General features: G+C 68.1%; 14 protein-coding genes and 2 pseudogenes. 9 read left to right on the top strand and 7 right to left on the bottom strand.

From position 1 onward, the window contains the following. The first annotated feature begins 87 nt into the window (after positions 1–87). Positions 88–1,065 carry an ArsR/SmtB family transcription factor gene (locus OG753_RS01875; protein WP_405786825.1) on the top strand — a complete coding sequence of 326 codons (978 nt, stop codon included), beginning with the start codon at positions 88–90 and terminating at the stop codon, positions 1,063–1,065. 221 nt (positions 1,066–1,286) lie between these two features. After that, a protein-coding gene (locus OG753_RS01870; protein WP_405792496.1) for an IS5 family transposase occupies positions 1,287–2,086 on the top strand; the annotation gives its coding sequence in 2 pieces (ribosomal slippage) (positions 1,287–1,635 and positions 1,635–2,086; 801 coding nt in all). A 9-nt stretch (positions 2,087–2,095) separates the two neighbouring features. Here the strand turns inward: OG753_RS01870 and OG753_RS01865 are convergent. After that, entirely contained in the window at positions 2,096–2,413 is a 318-nt protein-coding gene (locus OG753_RS01865) for a hypothetical protein (RefSeq protein WP_405786824.1), read from the bottom strand. Positions 2,414–3,375: 962 nt separating this feature from the next. Here OG753_RS01865 and OG753_RS01860 point away from each other — a divergent pair. The 3 genes and pseudogenes from OG753_RS01860 to OG753_RS01850 form a co-directional block, all read left to right on the top strand. Beyond that, positions 3,376–3,567 (top strand): annotated as a pseudogene (locus OG753_RS01860) (hypothetical protein); the annotation flags it as partial. 162 nt (positions 3,568–3,729) lie between these two features. Then, the gene (locus OG753_RS01855; RefSeq protein ID WP_405786823.1) at positions 3,730–5,238 is read left to right on the top strand and encodes an ISL3 family transposase; all 1,509 of its coding nucleotides are present in this window, start codon (positions 3,730–3,732) and stop codon (positions 5,236–5,238) included. Positions 5,239–5,282: 44 nt separating this feature from the next. Further along, on the top strand, positions 5,283–5,711 hold the full coding sequence (locus OG753_RS01850; RefSeq protein WP_327260309.1) for a DUF4240 domain-containing protein: 429 nt from the start codon (positions 5,283–5,285) through the stop codon (positions 5,709–5,711). 112 nt (positions 5,712–5,823) lie between these two features. Here OG753_RS01850 and OG753_RS01845 read toward each other — a convergent pair. Further along, positions 5,824–6,087 (bottom strand): annotated as a pseudogene (locus OG753_RS01845) (transposase); the annotation flags it as partial. 427 nt (positions 6,088–6,514) lie between these two features. Between OG753_RS01845 and OG753_RS01840 the strand changes: the two are divergent. After that, positions 6,515–7,666, top strand: a complete 1,152-nt coding sequence (locus OG753_RS01840; protein ID WP_405786821.1) for a HEAT repeat domain-containing protein — start codon at positions 6,515–6,517, stop codon at positions 7,664–7,666. 119 nt (positions 7,667–7,785) lie between these two features. Here OG753_RS01840 and OG753_RS01835 read toward each other — a convergent pair whose 3' ends face one another. The 5 genes from OG753_RS01835 to OG753_RS01815 all read right to left on the bottom strand — a co-directional run bounded on the left by OG753_RS01835 (position 7,786) and on the right by OG753_RS01815 (position 11,749). Then, positions 7,786–8,229, bottom strand: a complete 444-nt coding sequence (locus tag OG753_RS01835) for a hypothetical protein (protein WP_405786820.1) — start codon at positions 8,227–8,229, stop codon at positions 7,786–7,788. Then, positions 8,226–8,849, bottom strand: a complete 624-nt coding sequence (locus OG753_RS01830; RefSeq protein ID WP_405786819.1) for a hypothetical protein — start codon at positions 8,847–8,849, stop codon at positions 8,226–8,228. The genes OG753_RS01835 and OG753_RS01830 overlap by 4 nt, the downstream gene beginning before the upstream one ends. After that, a complete protein-coding gene (locus OG753_RS01825) occupies positions 8,846–10,255 on the bottom strand; it encodes a hypothetical protein (RefSeq protein WP_405786818.1) in 1,410 nt (469 codons plus the stop codon). Before OG753_RS01825 ends, OG753_RS01830 begins: the two co-directional genes overlap by 4 nt. Beyond that, positions 10,252–11,040 carry a tyrosine-type recombinase/integrase gene (locus OG753_RS01820; RefSeq protein ID WP_405786817.1) on the bottom strand — a complete coding sequence of 263 codons (789 nt, stop codon included), beginning with the start codon at positions 11,038–11,040 and terminating at the stop codon, positions 10,252–10,254. Before OG753_RS01820 ends, OG753_RS01825 begins: the two co-directional genes overlap by 4 nt. 556 nt (positions 11,041–11,596) lie before the next feature. Beyond that, positions 11,597–11,749 carry a hypothetical protein gene (locus tag OG753_RS01815; protein WP_327260305.1) on the bottom strand — a complete coding sequence of 51 codons (153 nt, stop codon included), beginning with the start codon at positions 11,747–11,749 and terminating at the stop codon, positions 11,597–11,599. A 196-nt stretch (positions 11,750–11,945) separates the two neighbouring features. Between OG753_RS01815 and OG753_RS01810 the strand changes: the two genes are divergently transcribed. Genes OG753_RS01810 through OG753_RS01800 form a run of 3 tightly spaced genes read left to right on the top strand, consistent with a single transcriptional unit; the run spans position 11,946 to position 14,400 of the window. Beyond that, complete coding sequence (locus OG753_RS01810; protein WP_405786816.1) at positions 11,946–12,338, top strand: WXG100 family type VII secretion target; 393 nt, start codon at positions 11,946–11,948, stop codon at positions 12,336–12,338. 47 nt (positions 12,339–12,385) lie between these two features. After that, positions 12,386–12,691, top strand: a complete 306-nt coding sequence (locus OG753_RS01805) for a WXG100 family type VII secretion target (protein ID WP_385806255.1) — start codon at positions 12,386–12,388, stop codon at positions 12,689–12,691. Next, a complete protein-coding gene (locus OG753_RS01800; RefSeq protein WP_405786814.1) occupies positions 12,691–14,400 on the top strand; it encodes an RNase A-like domain-containing protein in 1,710 nt (569 codons plus the stop codon). Before OG753_RS01805 ends, OG753_RS01800 begins: the two co-directional genes overlap by 1 nt. The last annotated feature ends 6 nt before the right edge of the window (positions 14,401–14,406 follow it).

The following is a 14,406-nucleotide window of genomic DNA, read 5'->3' as shown; positions in this document are numbered from 1 at the left end:
CGCCCAGCCTCGCCGTGCGCTCACGCCACTCACCAATGATTCGTCGCTGGACGAATCGGAGCGGACGTTCCGGGGTAGCATGGCTGGGTGCTGCGCTTCGAAGTCTCCGTTGAGGACCTGCTGCGCAGCCGCTTCGCGCTGTCGCCCGCACTGGACCTCTGTTTGCTGCTGCGCTCGCTCGCCGGCCAAGGCCAGCCGCTGCCGCGAGCCTGGGCCGCCCGGCTCATGCCGGTCTTTGAACGGCTTCGCTGCGAGACCGAACTGGACGCCGCCCTCGCGCTGCAGGCCCCGCAAGGCGGACCGAACTTCGTCGCCCCGCCCCCGCGCGGCCTCAACCAGACCTGGGCTGACGACCTGTCCGTGATCCGGGCCACACCGCTGGAAGCGGCCCGCCACGAATTCGCCGCCACCGCGACCGGACCGTCCGCCCGTGATCCCCGCGTACGCGCTGTGCTGGACTCGGCGGACGCCGTCTCCAGGATCGCCGAGGCGATGGACCAGGCGTGGCACGAGCTGCTCGCCGCGGACTGGCCGCAACTGCGCGCGATCTGTGAACGCGATGTCGTGTACCGGGTGGGTGTGATCGGCGAACACGGATGGGCCGCGACCATCGAGAGCCTGCACCCGGGCGTCGCCTGGCACGCTGGCGGTATCGAGATCGGCTTCTTCCGAGGCGGAACAGTCCGCCTCGCGGGCGACGGGCTCCTGCTGATCCCTTCGGTCTTCGTCGGGCATATCGCCGCCCACATGGAAGACCCCTGGCCCAGGACCTTGGTCTATCCTGCCCGCGGCACCGCCGCCCTGTGGGGCGAACAGGCGACCGTCCCCCAACCGGACTCGCTGACCGCTCTGGTCGGCCGGGCCCGAGCCCGGCTGCTGTTGGCGCTGGACGGCCCGGCCAGTACCAGCCACCTCGCCCGAAGCCTCGCCATGGCACCCGGCGCGGTAGGAGACCACCTCGCCATCCTGCGAGGCGCGGGACTGCTCGTCCGCGCCCGGTCCGGACGGTCGGTGCTCTACCGGCGCACCCCGCTCGGCGAGGCACTGGTCGCCGGTTCGGGCTGAGGGCTCAGATCAGTGGGGTGGCTGGTGCGTTCGGTGCGCGAGGTGTTCGACGAGTCGGAGGCGGCGGGTCTGCTGCGGGTGTCCGTCGCGGCGTGGCGGTGGGCGACGGGTTCGGGTCTGGTCCCGGTGGCGGACGCCGGCCGGGGGCGGTGGTCGAGTCCGTCGACTCCTTAGAGGCCATCTCATTTGGGTGGTTGGGTAGGCTGTCGGTCGTGGCGGGGATTGTTGAGCGGCTTGTGCCGGATGAGTTGTGGGCACTGTTCCAGCGGGTGGTGCCGGAGGCGCCGTCGCGGCCGCAGGGCGGTGGCCGACGCCGGCACGGCGACCGGGAGGTACTGGCGGCGATCGTGTTCGTCGCGACCTCGGGTTGTACCTGGCAGCAGCTGCCCGCGGCGTCGTTCGGACCGTCGGGAGCGACAGCTCACCGACGGTTTACCGAGTGGAGCAAGGCTCGAGTGTGGGCCAAGCTCCACCGCTTGGTCCTCGATGAGCTCGGCGCCCGGGGCGAGCTGGACTGGTCCCGCTGCGCTATCGACTCCGTCAACATGAGGGCCCTGAAAAGGGGGACCTGACAGGTCCGAATCCTGTCGACAGGGGCAAGTACGGGTCGAAGATCCACTTGATCACGGAGCGGACCGGTCTACCCCTGTCCGTCGGAATCTCAGGGGCGAACCTGCACGACAGTCAGGCCCTCGAGCCCCTCGTCCGCGGCATACCGCCCATCCGTTCACGCCGCGGACGCCGACGGCGCAAGCCCGGCAAGCTCCACGCCGACAAGGGATACGACTACACCCACCTGCGAAAATGGTTACGTCAGCGCGGCATCAAGCACCGCATAGCCCGCAGAGGCATCGAGTCCTCGCAGCGACTGGGACGTCACCGCTGGACCATCGAACGCACCATGGCCTGGCTTGCCGGCTGCCGCCGACTCCACCGCCGCTACGAACGCAAAGCCGAACACTTCCTCGCCTTCACCAGCATCGCCTGCACCCTCATCTGCTTCCGAAGGCTGGCCAAATGAGATGACGTCTTAGACGGTCCGTTCCGCGCTGCGGTGCCCGGTAGACGCGGGGGAGACGGCGGACCGGCTGACGGAGGCCTGGGGGTGCCGGTGCCGCCCATGCGGCCTCGGGTGACGGCGTCGGCCGTCGGGCATCTCGTGAAGGCTGGCCTGCCGGTACACCTCGGCGGCGAGGTCAGGTTCTCTGAGGTGCATCCGGAGCAGGCCGCGGCCCTGGCCCGCCGCCGGGACCTTCCTGCGCTCCTGGACCAGCACGTACCGCTCGGCCCGGACCAGGACGCCACCTGCCTCGGGGTCCGCAGGGCCGACTGGGACTGGTTCGTCCATCTCGGGTACGTCGCCTCGGTGGCCTCAGCAGAGGTCAACTACGGCCGCGCCCACGGCGGCCTGACCACGGGAGGCTCATATTCCACTCAGCGAGTGGCAGACACGGAGGAGCTGGAATGCCCCCTAAGGGTCACGACCTCCAGACGCCCTGGGTGCGGAGCCAGTTGGTTGATTGGCTGGTCAAGCTTAGTGACAGGGATTGGCAAGAGGAGCATTGGGTCAGCCAAGACCCGCGCGCCTCTGGCCTCGATGAGGCGCTAGATTTCTTCTATGACTCAGGCGTCCTGGTCGAGCCGAGCGGAAGACTGGGGTACGTACTTGTTGACGACGAAGAAGTCTCAGCAATGGCTGCATTGAACTCTGCGTTTGATTCCGTTCTATCCTCTCCCGCATCAAGCGATGAGGAGATAGTTCATTCCCAAGCGTGGGGTGATGTCGTTGCAGCGGCGCGTGAAGCGCTGAAGGTGATGGGTGACTCTCCCGGACAGAGGTGACGACGCAAAGCCGTTACTGTAAGTGGGATCGACAGTGGTCCCGGCAAGCAATTTCCATGTGAGTGAGAAAATGGAGAGAGGGCCTGCGTTGGTTGGAAGTACTTCAAGGCCCTCTCTGAGGCAACCGTGACGGCAACGTCAGCGGACAAAGGCTGCGGCGAGTCGTCGGCTTCGTCGCACGCAGTTAGTGCTGCAACGGGAGAAGAGCGGATGCGGCCTGTCCTGCCGTCCCTCCATGATGACGACGCCGATCCGGACCTGTCGCCGGGCGAGAAGCTGGGGCCGCACCGGCGGAGCCGAGCACCGGCAGCAGCACCCTTGATCGCCAGTCTGACAGCTCGGCCATTGGGTGAGCTGTTCAGAGTTTCTTTACTTGATCAAGGCGGCCCGCTGACGCGGCCCGCGCGCGCTCCGGCCCCGCGGGGATGGTCCCCTGCACCTGCTGCTCGCCCGCGACCTCGCCCGGTCGACCTGATCGCCCAGCTCTTCGGCGTCAACGGCACCACCATCACCAGGGCCGTTCACCACATCCAGCCCCTACTCGCCGACCACGGCTACACCGTTCGACCCTCGACAGCCAGGTTCCGCACACCCGCCGACGTCACCGCGTTCCTCACGAACAGCAACCCCACAGAGATCAAGTCAGCATTGGCTTTGTAAGTGAGTTTCAGGTTCTGGCACACATTCCGTGAGGACGATCAACGGCGTCTGCCACGGTGACGTCTCGTCATCTGGGACCGTGGTGCGGTGTGATGACCTCATAGCGGTGCTGTTTCCGCACTTCAGGACGGTTCTGGTGGAGCGGGTGTTCACGGAGTGCGTGTGGTGCACATCGTGGCGAGAACCCTCGATGGCCCTGCTTCGTGCCCGGACTGTGAGCTTCCGTCGAGTCGTGTCCACAGCTGCTACCAGCGTCGGCTGGCTGATACTCCGGTCGGTGGCCAGCCGACGCTGATCGAACTGACCGTGCGGCGGCTGTACTGCGAGAACGACCTGTGCGGTCGCCGTACGTTTGTCGAGCAGATCGCGGGGCTGACGTTCAGGTACGGGAGACGCACTCCTGCTTCGCGCCGTGTTCTGGCGGTCGTTGCAGTTGCCCTCGCAGGCCGCGCCGGGTCCCGTCTTGCTGCTGTCCTGCAGACGCAGGTGAGCCGGACAACACTCCTACGGGCAATCATGGCCGTGCCCGATCCTGTCTGGGCCGTCCCCAGGGTGCTGGGCGTCGATGACTTTGCCACCCGCCGCGGGCACCACTACGGCACTGTCCTCATCGACTGCGAGAGTGGCCGGCCTCTCGACCTCCTGCCCAGCCGCGACGCCTCCACCCTGGCCGGCTGGCTGCGCGAGCATCCCGGCGCCGAGATCTGCCGTGACCGGGCCGGATCCTACGCCGACGGCGCCCGGAGCGGCGCCCCGAACGCGGTCCAAGTGGCCGACCCCTTCCACCTCTGGCAGAACCTCGGCACCGCCGTCGAAGCCAGCGTCCGGCTCCACATCAACTGCCTCAATGCGGTCACCAGCCCTGGTGACCCTGTGAGCGATGGCGGCGACTCAGATGCGACGAAGTCGGTGTCGCCGATCGAAGCTCGCATCAGAGAGCGGCACGCGACCATCCATGCCCTGCTGGCCCAAGGGCACGGGATCCGGGAGATCGCCAGGGAACTGCACATGGGCGGTAACACCGTCCGCCGCAACGCCCGCGCGTCAGTCCCCGAACAGCTGCTGACCGGCAGGCGTCAGCCCCGGGCCAGCCAGCTCGACCCCTACAAGCCCCACCTGGACAAACTCGGGGCCGAAGGACAGACCAACGCCATCCAGCTGCATGCCGAACTGCAGAACCTCGGCTACCGCGGGAGCTACCAGATCATCAGCGACTATCTGCGACCGAGGCGCCGCCGACGCATCCGCGTCGTCCCACCCGCACCACCGGGAATCCGCCGGGTCACCGGCTGGATGATGCGGCACCCCGAGAACCTGGCCGACGGGGAACGCCGACAGTTCGCCGTCATTCTTGCCGACTGTCCTGAACTGAAGGCCCTCCACGCGCACGTCCGCAGCTTCGCAGAGATCCTTCAAACCCGCTCTGGCCAGCACCTCAAAGACTGGATCACCGCTACCCGCACCGCGGACCTGCCCCGCCTGCATACCTTCGCCACGGGTTTGGAGAAAGACTGGGATGCCGTGCTCCAGGGCCTGAGCACGCGCTGGAACTCCGGCCCCGTGGAGGGCCGCGTCAATCACATCAAGATGATCAAGCGCCAGATGTTCGGGCGGGCCAAGCTCCCCCTTCTCCGCAAGCGCGTACTTCTCACAGCAGCAGCAAACAGGTAACCCGGCAGACAGGACTGTCAGACTGCTGCGGCATGCTCGCCAGCATGAACGAAGACGCCTTCTGGCAGCTCATCGAGGACTGCAGGCCCACGGGACCCGACCCTGACGCCGAACTCCTTGCAGCCACAGTGACCGAACGCCTTGCCCAGTCCCCGTTGCCGCTGGTCATCGGCTTTGCCGAGCAACTGTCATGGGCGCTCTACCGGCTGGACCGCAAGGAGTACGGACACAACCTGTCCGATGACGCCTTCCTCTACACCCGTGCCGCGGTCGTCGCCGCCGGCCGCACCATCTTCGACAGCGCCCTCCAAGACCCTGCGGTCTTCACTCCTTACGCCATCGACCTCATCTGGGCCGAGCGCCTGCTCTACACACCGGACCGGGCATACAAGCGCATCACTGGGGAGGAGTGGGACCGCGACACGCGCTACTCCTACGAGTCGTGCTCGAACACCGAGGGCTGGGCTGATTGAACGGCATGTTCTGCGGATGGTGACGAGTCTCAGGGCCATTGATCGTTTTCACGGAATGTGTGCCAGAACCGGAAGTCGTGAACAAAGCCACCTCCCATTCCTGTGGCTTGCTATCGGTGTCGGCTGGTAGCGGGCGCTGCACCGGAGCATCGGTGCGGATGATGTTCGCGAGGACCAGGGCGTCGCCCGGGTCCGACTTCTTGCGGCTGACTCCGTGGCGGTCGCGGCAGCGGGAGGCAGCCATGGGGTTGACCGGACAGACCTTCCGGGGCACCTGCCGCAGCGTGGCAACCAGCAGGCCGCGGCTGGTCTCGATGGCCACCGGGATCGGCGTCTCCGCAGTGTCGCCGTGCTCGGCCAGCAGGTCCATGGCTCGAGGTCTCACTCGACGTGGAGTGGACCAGGGAGGGCCTTCTCAATGTCTGGTCAGCCATCAGCCTGGCCTGCTGGTGCGAGGTGGACCATAACGCTCACTACGTCGACCCCGTAGAACGGACTGTCGTCGGAGCGACTTCGTTGGCTGACGCTTTCGAGACCGTGACAGGTCGGTTCATCTCGTGGCTCGCCGGGCCACGGGACCCTGAGTTCTGGAGAGCCCACGCGAGCCTCCCTCCTCGGAAGCAGAGATGAGGAGTGGGCGACTGCGGTGCGGCGACGAAGAGCGGGCTCGCTTGGGGTATCGCTGGCTCAATCATCGCCATTGTCTGTGTCCTCGTGCTCACCCTCGGTTGAGTCCGGCCCTTCAGGGCTTAGGCTCGGGAAAACCGTTGGCTGTCGGTGTTCCCTGCTGGAACGATCCTGGGATGACCGACCACCGTGACGCCGTCCTCCGCCTGTGGGGTCGCCAGCTCTACGAGCGTCAGGGCGAGCCACTCGCCTGGGCGGAGGCGGTGCTGGAGGCCACCGGTCGCCCGCAGACCGCCGTCACCGCGGCAATGTCCGGCCGGCTCGACGCCCTCGCTGATTCCCCATCGGACCGCGCATGGCTGCTGTTCCGTACGGTCGCCAAGCTGGCCGCGAACCTGCGGGGCGACGGCCGCTACGACGCGGACGTCGGCACCCGAATCGGCCCACTGGCCCTGTGGTTGGGCGAGCTCGAACCACCGCTCGCCGGCCCGCTCGGGGACGCACTCGGCCACCCGCCGGACGGTCCGACATCCCTCGTCACCGTCCACGCCTCCGAGTTGAGCGGGAACCGTACGATCCGGCTGCGGGCGATCGACGCCCTGCTGGAGTGGGCCGAGCTCGGCCAGCCGCAGGCCGGGGCGGCCCTGTCCGAGGTCGCCTCCGACCACCGGACGCAGGATGTCACCGTCTGGACCAAGGCACTCAACCGGATCGCCCTGTTCGGCGACGCGAGCGTCGAACCGGGCCTCCTGCGCGCGCTCGCCGACACCGGGCACCGCGGGGTGCGGTGGTCGGCGCTCGCCTGTGCCGAACTCGGCTTCCGCCGGGCCGTTCCGCTGATCACCGCCCTGCTGGAGCATCCCGATCCGATGGTTCGCGAGGGTGCCTGCGAGGCACTCGGCCTCCTTGAGGAACACGCCGCCGTGCCCGCGCTGGCAGCCCGGCTGAACGACGAGACCAACTGGGTACGCAGCAGAGCCGCCCTGTCACTCGGCCAAATCGGCGGCGACCGGGCACTCGCTGCGCTCTGGCAGGCCATGATCGAACGCCGGAACCCGAAGGCCAGCCATCTCGCCTCAGCGATCGCCACCTTCGGCCCGCCGGTGGTGGACGACCTGATCGCCCTCACCACCGATCCCGACCCGGACCTCCGAGCACTGGCCTGCCGCGCTCTCGGCCCCACCGCCGACGACCGGGCCCTGCCAGCACTGGAACGCCTCGCCGCCCACGACCTCGCCAGAACCACCCTCGGCGGCCTCGTGGCAACCGCCGCCAAGCAGGGACTGCGCACCGCGCACCGCATTCGCGCGCGCACCGCATCGACCTGAGCTCGACGCTCGTCTCGACTGACGTCCACCGTGTGGAGATGCGTCAGCTCTTTTGATTGAGGGCGCGGGTCAGGTCGCGGTTGGCTGCTCGGGCGGCTTCAAGTTCGGCGTGACGCTCCTCAAGCGCGCGTCAGCTCAACGTTGCTCTGTTCGAGCCTGGTGATCCGACTGTTCAGCTCGGCGACGTCGGCGGGTGGCCCGAGGCCGGAGGCCCGCCAGATCTCTTCGCCGAGCGCCTTCGACAGGCGTTCTTCGAGCTGCTGGACGCGGGCGGCCAAGCGGGCGCTGCGAGCACCTGCGTTGGCGAGATCGGCTTGAAGCGATGCCGAAGTGGCGGTTGGCCCAGTCCCGGACGGCGTGGCCGGTTCGTGCGCCGCGGTGTGGAGCGCGTCGAGGAGGTCGCGATGGCGGTACAGGAAGGTGCGGTCGACACGGGCGGTGCGGGCGATGGCTGAGGCGGTCAGTGGGCTTCCCTCCCGCTGTGCGGTGGTGATCGCGCTCGTCACGCGGGTACGGCGGCGTTCGGTGTCGGCCTGGCGGCCGTCGTTCATGGGTGTGGTCACGACGGGTGCGTCCTTGGGGGTCGGACGTCGGGCAGGGGCTGGCCGACGCGGGGCATGCCGAGGTGGACGGTGCGCGAGCGGCGCACGAGGGTGACGGCCTGTTCGATCTGCGCGCGGTCCTCGGCGGTGAGCTGGTCGAGGTCGGAGCTGACGCGGTCGATGAGCCGGCGGACCCGGCTGATCTCCACCTGCGAGGGCATGGCCTGGGTACGTGCCCATTCGTCGGCTTCGAACGCGGACATCAGGCGTTCCCGGCTTCGCAGCCGGTCGGCGAGGTGGGCTTGGAGGTCGGGGAGGTAGGAGACGTCGGTGGAGAAGTGCTCGCACCCCAGGCAGTCGAGGTTCGTTCGAGGCCGGGGCAGGAGCTTGAGCCGGGCCGGTTCGGTGTCCGGGAAGCGGTCGCGGACGCGTTCCTGCTGGCGGCGGATCACCTCGGCGGTCTCGCCGCCGATGGGGAGGCGCCGGCCGAGCCGGTAGGCCTTGTGGTTGTCGTAGACGAGCACGGGTGATCCGTCGGGGTCGCTCTCCAGGCAGTCCCAGGCCAGGGTGTAGATCTCGTCGGGCCGCCGTCCGGTGTCGATGAGGAGTTCGGTCGCCACCCTCGTCTCGGTGTTACTCATCTCCTCCAGGCGGCGAGGTGGGCGCACAGGACGCGCATCACCGCTTCGGGCAGGTCGCGGCCGGCCTCGGCGTCCTCGGGCTCGTCGGGCATGTCCTCGGGCCAGATCGCGAAGTCGACCGGCATCCCTTCCAGCACGCTTTCGGGGCCGGTCAGGCCCAGGGTGCGGAAGCGGAGCAGGACCCGGCGGACGAACCGGGTGCAGGCCAGTCGGCGTGATGCGCTCTGTTTACCCGTCGCGGTGAGGTGGCCCATGCGGTTGCAGTACGCCACGATGTCGGCCCGCCCCCACAGTGCCGGCACCTCGCCGCGGTCGGGGCGCTGAAGGCGCAGGCTCTCCGAGAGCATGGCGACGGCGGAGACGATGGCGCGGGCGTGGTGGACGGCGTTCTTGTTCCGCCGCCGGGGCAGGTCGTCGTAGACCCAGATCTTCATCGCTTCCCGCAGCGGCTTCTGGGTGATCGCGGTGAACGGGACCACGCCGTTGTGTCCGAACACGGACATGTCCCAGATGTCCTTGACCCGCTCGGTCTCCGGCGTGGTGTTCAGGCGGGCGAGCGCCAGGTTGGCGGCGCGGATCATCATGACCTGCTCGCGGCTGTACCCGGCGGCCTCGGGATCGGCCACTTCTTCCAGACGGGTCACCTGCTGGGCACGCAGCCGGTCGTAGAGCGGGCGCAGGCACTCGGGCCGCAGCTTGAACCCGTTGTCGATCCGCGACGACAGCGCGTACAGGGCTTCGGCGACCAGCCCGTCCGGCAGACCCCGCAGGCTCACCTCCCGGGTAGAGCAGACCGCTCTCTCGGTCCGCCGCCACAGCCCTTCGTCGAAACCGGTCTGCTCGCGGACCGTGCGCAGGCGCTGGGTATGGGCCTTGCAGTACGGATACTTGCCGCTGACCCGGTCGAGGTAGCAGGCGGCGACCAGGCAGGGCCCGAGCCCGGCGAGGCCGACCACCTTGGGGTGGGCCAGGAACTCCTCGATCCCGATACCGGCCAGAGCCTGGGAGCGCTGGAGGCGGTGGGTCGCGCACAGCTTCGCGGCGGCGGTGTCCCGGGGCCGCTCACACTGGGCAACTGCGCAGGGCAGCTGCCCACCGCGCATGGTCGAGGTCTTCGGGATCCGGAGGAACTCCTCCAACGGCACATCGGTCCTGCCCCACCGCTCGATGCACCCCCGGCACATCGGCCAGGTGGCCACCGTGATCGCCAGCGGACAGTTCGGCACCGGGCAGTCCGGCAGACCGATCACCGGATGCACCCGGGGAAAGGTGATCACTCGCCGCTCCCAATCCCAGTCCAACAGCGCGAGGAACTCCGGATCGAGAGCCCTGCGGACCTCCTCCAGCCGCGCGTCCGCGGCCGGCGCCCCGGCCTCCGGCCTGATGCCCGCGACCGCGGCGGTCACTGGTCCCCCTCCCGTGCCCCGAGGGCGCGCGGAGTGGGTACCCGTTCGACCGCTGCCCGCATCCTCCCCGGATCCGGGAACCGGTACGGACCCGACGAGTCAACGCTCCGCTGCCCCAGCAACGCCTGAACCTCGTCTGGTGAACCACCCGCGTCCGCGACGTTCGACCCGAACGCCCGCCGCGCCATGTGCGGACCTACCTTCCGTGCCAGCCCCGCCCGCATTCCCAGCCGGCCGAACAGCTCGCCGATCGCCTCCGGCGCCCCCAGCGGTGCCCGAAACAGGTTCACCAGGAGGAAGTCGCTGCCCCCGGGACCGAGCAGCCGGTGGCGTTCCTCGTAGTACAGGTCGAACGCGGACACTGTCAGGAAGTCCAGCGGCGCCACCCAGGCGCGCCGGGACTTCGACCAGGCCCCGTTCGAGTTCTCCCGCCTCCGTACGTGCAGGTGCGCCCCCGGGCAGTCGCAGCCCAGCGCCCGCGAGTCCGGCAGCAGATGAATGTCGCTTCGGCGCAGCCCGGCTGCCTGCCCGCGCCGCAGCCCCACCCGTCCGAGCAGCAGCACGACCAGGCGGTCCCGCGCGTTGCGGCATGCGGTGAACATCGCCACCAGCTCGGTGTCGGCCGCCCGGTCGACGTCGGTGGCCGGCTCCCTCAGCTGGTGCACGGGGCGCAGCCGGTAGAACAGGCCACCGTCCTCGCCCGTCGCCTCCGCCGGCAGGTCTCTGCTGTCGGCGAGCTCGTAGATCTGGCCCAGCACCCCGCGCTGCGCTTCGCCTGCGGACACCGCGTACGACAGCAGCCCCCCGCACGGCCACCAGGACCCGGTTGATCCGCCGCTCGCACCGCACCGGCAGCGACCCCGGGCCGGGGCGCACCACCGCCGCGACCCCGTCCCGGGGCGCCGGGGTGTACTTCAGCCAGACCATGAACAGGCCCAGATCCCGGCCCGCGTCCGGCCACGCCCGGCCCGTCGCCCCGCACCAGCACAGATACAGCGCGGCGCCGCCGGCGTACGCCTTCGTCGTCAGCTCGGCCCGGTCCCGGCCGAACCGAAGGTTCCGCAGCCAGTGATCGGCCACGGGGACGAGCTCCAGATCGTCATCAAGGACCGTCCAGTACTTCTGCCCGGACGGCATCACCACGGGAAACGCCCGCATCAGCAACTCCTGCATCGAGTCGTCCAACAATCCGCCGCAGAGCCACACCCCCCGAGAACGAATCCCAGGAGCTCAACGAACCCACCTCACCCCGCGTCACACCACAGCTGATCCACCCCGAGAGAAAGCGAGTTCGCTCCGACGCCGTAGCGGCAACAAGGCTGCCGACTTTCCTGCACCACGTCACGGGGGATCGGCGACTGTCCAGGAGACGGCCCTGGCCCAACCGCTCCACGCGAGCCCGGCGACGGCACACACCGCCAGGGCCAGGGCGATCCCGACCGGCGCCCAGGTCTCCTGCCCGCCGGCGTCGACGCGCATCCCGTTCTCCGCCATGACCGTGGTCCGTACGCCCTGGCGGCTCAACTCCGCCTCGACGGCGGCCTGGACACGGGACCCGTAGTGGTGGTCCTTGCCGCGATCACGGGTTGCCGATCGGTGCCCCTATTTGAATCAAATCTAATCGAACGTTTTTGCTAAGGTCAAACATGTTGATCATCTGTCGACCCGGAACTCAGGGGAGGGAGGCACCGTGGGAAACGCAGATCTCTCGGTGGAGGCCGAGCGGCTCAAGAGTCTCGCCCGCGACCTCGACTTGATGCAGGAAGTTCTGACGAAACAACTGCTGCGCATGGACGAGATCGTGGACGCCATCGAGGCGCGGTGGCGGGGGCCGGCGGCCGAGGCGTACCGCGCCCGGCATCGCGCGGCAGCGGAGGACGCCGTAAGGATCAGGGGGACCATGAAGCTGCTCGCTGAGGCGATGCGCCTCAGCGAGGGCGGGTTCACGGCGCAGGAGCTCGAAGTCCTGCAGCAGTTCAGACGGGTACAGGCAGGGGCTGACGTGTCAGGGGAGGCGGACGTCCTCTCCACACCGAACCTCGCACCGGTCGCCGCGCCACGCAGCCGCATAGCCAACCTGTGAGCAGATAACACCGGCTCGACCAGCCATCAAGGACACGAGGGGGAACCGTGCCGTCTGGTGACGACGGGATATCAGTCGACTTCGCGACGCAACAGAAGCTCGCGGGCGACCTTGAGGCCATCCTCAAGACACTCAACGAGCAGCTGGACGTGCTCTACGAACGGGCCGAGAAGGTCGTGTTGACCTGGGACGGCGAAGCCAGGCAGTCGTTCATCGACCAACTCGACCGATGGGACCGGTCGGCGCAGGACCTGGTCGCGACCCAGGCCTGGCTCCACGACATCGTCGTCAATGGACACCACAGCTACGCGAACGCCCACAAGGCTGTGCTGCGCGGATGGGGAGCGGCCTGATGGCAGGGACTGCTCCGCCCCCGCCAAACCAGAACGGCGGCTTCGACGTCCAGCCGGTGCACGTCTACCACGCCTCGGAGCTGGTGAAGGATGCGCAGTTCGCCCACGCCGACCGGGCATCCGCGCTCGTCGACGCGCTGAACAAGTACAACCAGTCCGCCGGCAGAGGCTGGGGAGCCCACAACTTCGCGGTTGCCTACATGATTGTGACGGAGAAGTTCCTGGAGGCCTGGGGCAGGAGCGTGGTCAGCGTCGGCGGCGCCGCCGTGGGCCTGACCATCACCGCCAACCACTATGTGCTGGCCGACTGGGAGGCGAGTGGTCGCAAGGGTACGCAGCCGAGGAACGCCCCGGAGCCCGTCGTCATCGACAAGCCGCCTCGGTACGGCCCCGTCAACAGCATCAAGTGGTCGGGCACCGGAGAGGACGCCGACTCTTGGTGGATCTCCGGGATCCTCGGCGAGTTCCCCGACTGGCTCGCCCTCATCGTCGGGCCCTCGTTCCAGCATCTTCTGCGCCTCGGGAAGGCACACGAGATCACTCCTGGCTTCAAGCAGGAGGATGGCCGGAACATGGCAAAGTCCTGGCGCCTCATCGCGGGCGAAACCACGAAGGCTTCCGACGAGTTCACCGATGCGATCTCCACCATCACCGACACGCGCGGCAATAGTGAATGGCAGCGCGCGATGCGCGCGTTCGGACAGAGTGTCTGGGGCTCGACCGAGTGGGGCAGGGCCCTCGACGAGAACCGCAACAGGGCGGAGACCGGCCGTAGCTGGCGGACCAATCGGGATCTGCCGCCCGCCGGCCGGCGTCCCATCGTCGACGTGCTGAAGAAGACGGCGGACGCGCTTCAGGAGACCCTCGACCACCTCGCCCAGGTCATGGACACCACCAGGGCGACGACCGAGCGTTGCGGCAAAGAGGCCGCCAGGGCCACGGCCAAGGACTTCACGGGCGGCTTGGGCTTGGGGGACGTCACCAAGCTCGGGGTCGGTGCGATCGTCGGCGAAGTCATGCTCTCATTCCGGTCTCACATGGACCAAGCGACCGTGGACGCAGCCGTCGACAATTATCACCGTGAGTTCGACGCAGCGGCGGACAAGCTGATTGCGCTCGTACCGGAATTGGAAGAGGCGATCCTCAGCGCCCCGACGTACCAGTCCGAAATCGCGCGCGCCCAGGGGTTCGGTGCGCGGTCGCTCAACGAGTTCAAGCAGGAGCACAGCTGGCAGCGCGGTGGCTCGAGCCCCAGCCTGTTCATGTACTCGTTCGACCTGGCGACGAACGAGGACCTCGGGGGCGGGCACACCCTGGAGAAGCACGTCGGCAAGACCGATGAGCAGCTGCTTCAGCGGCACCGGGATGAGGCCAAGGGGTCGGGCAAGCTCCAGCTGATGTCGACTTCCAGCTTCCCCGACGTGGAATCGGCTCAGAAGTACACCCAGTACTGCATCCGCCAGAACACGGCTGAGATCCAGGACTGGCTGAAGAATCCGCCGCCCAGCCCCCCTTCGAGATCGTTCCAGGTGTCGTCGGTACCGCTGGAAGGCCCACTTCAAGGAAACGCGGTAACAGGCCGGACGTCGGAGAAGGCGAGCGCGTCTTATGCAGGTCCCGTCCACGATGCCCACGGCGTGAGCACCCGAATCAAGTACGACCCGAACCTCAACCCGCCCTTCGTCATTCTCACGTCGATGCCGGAATAATGGAGC

It is taken from the genome of Streptomyces sp. NBC_00029, from assembly GCF_045160505.1.
In the GTDB taxonomy this organism is placed as follows: Bacteria; Actinomycetota; Actinomycetes; order Streptomycetales; family Streptomycetaceae; genus Streptomyces.
This window is presented reverse-complemented; position numbering and strand designations above follow the sequence as displayed.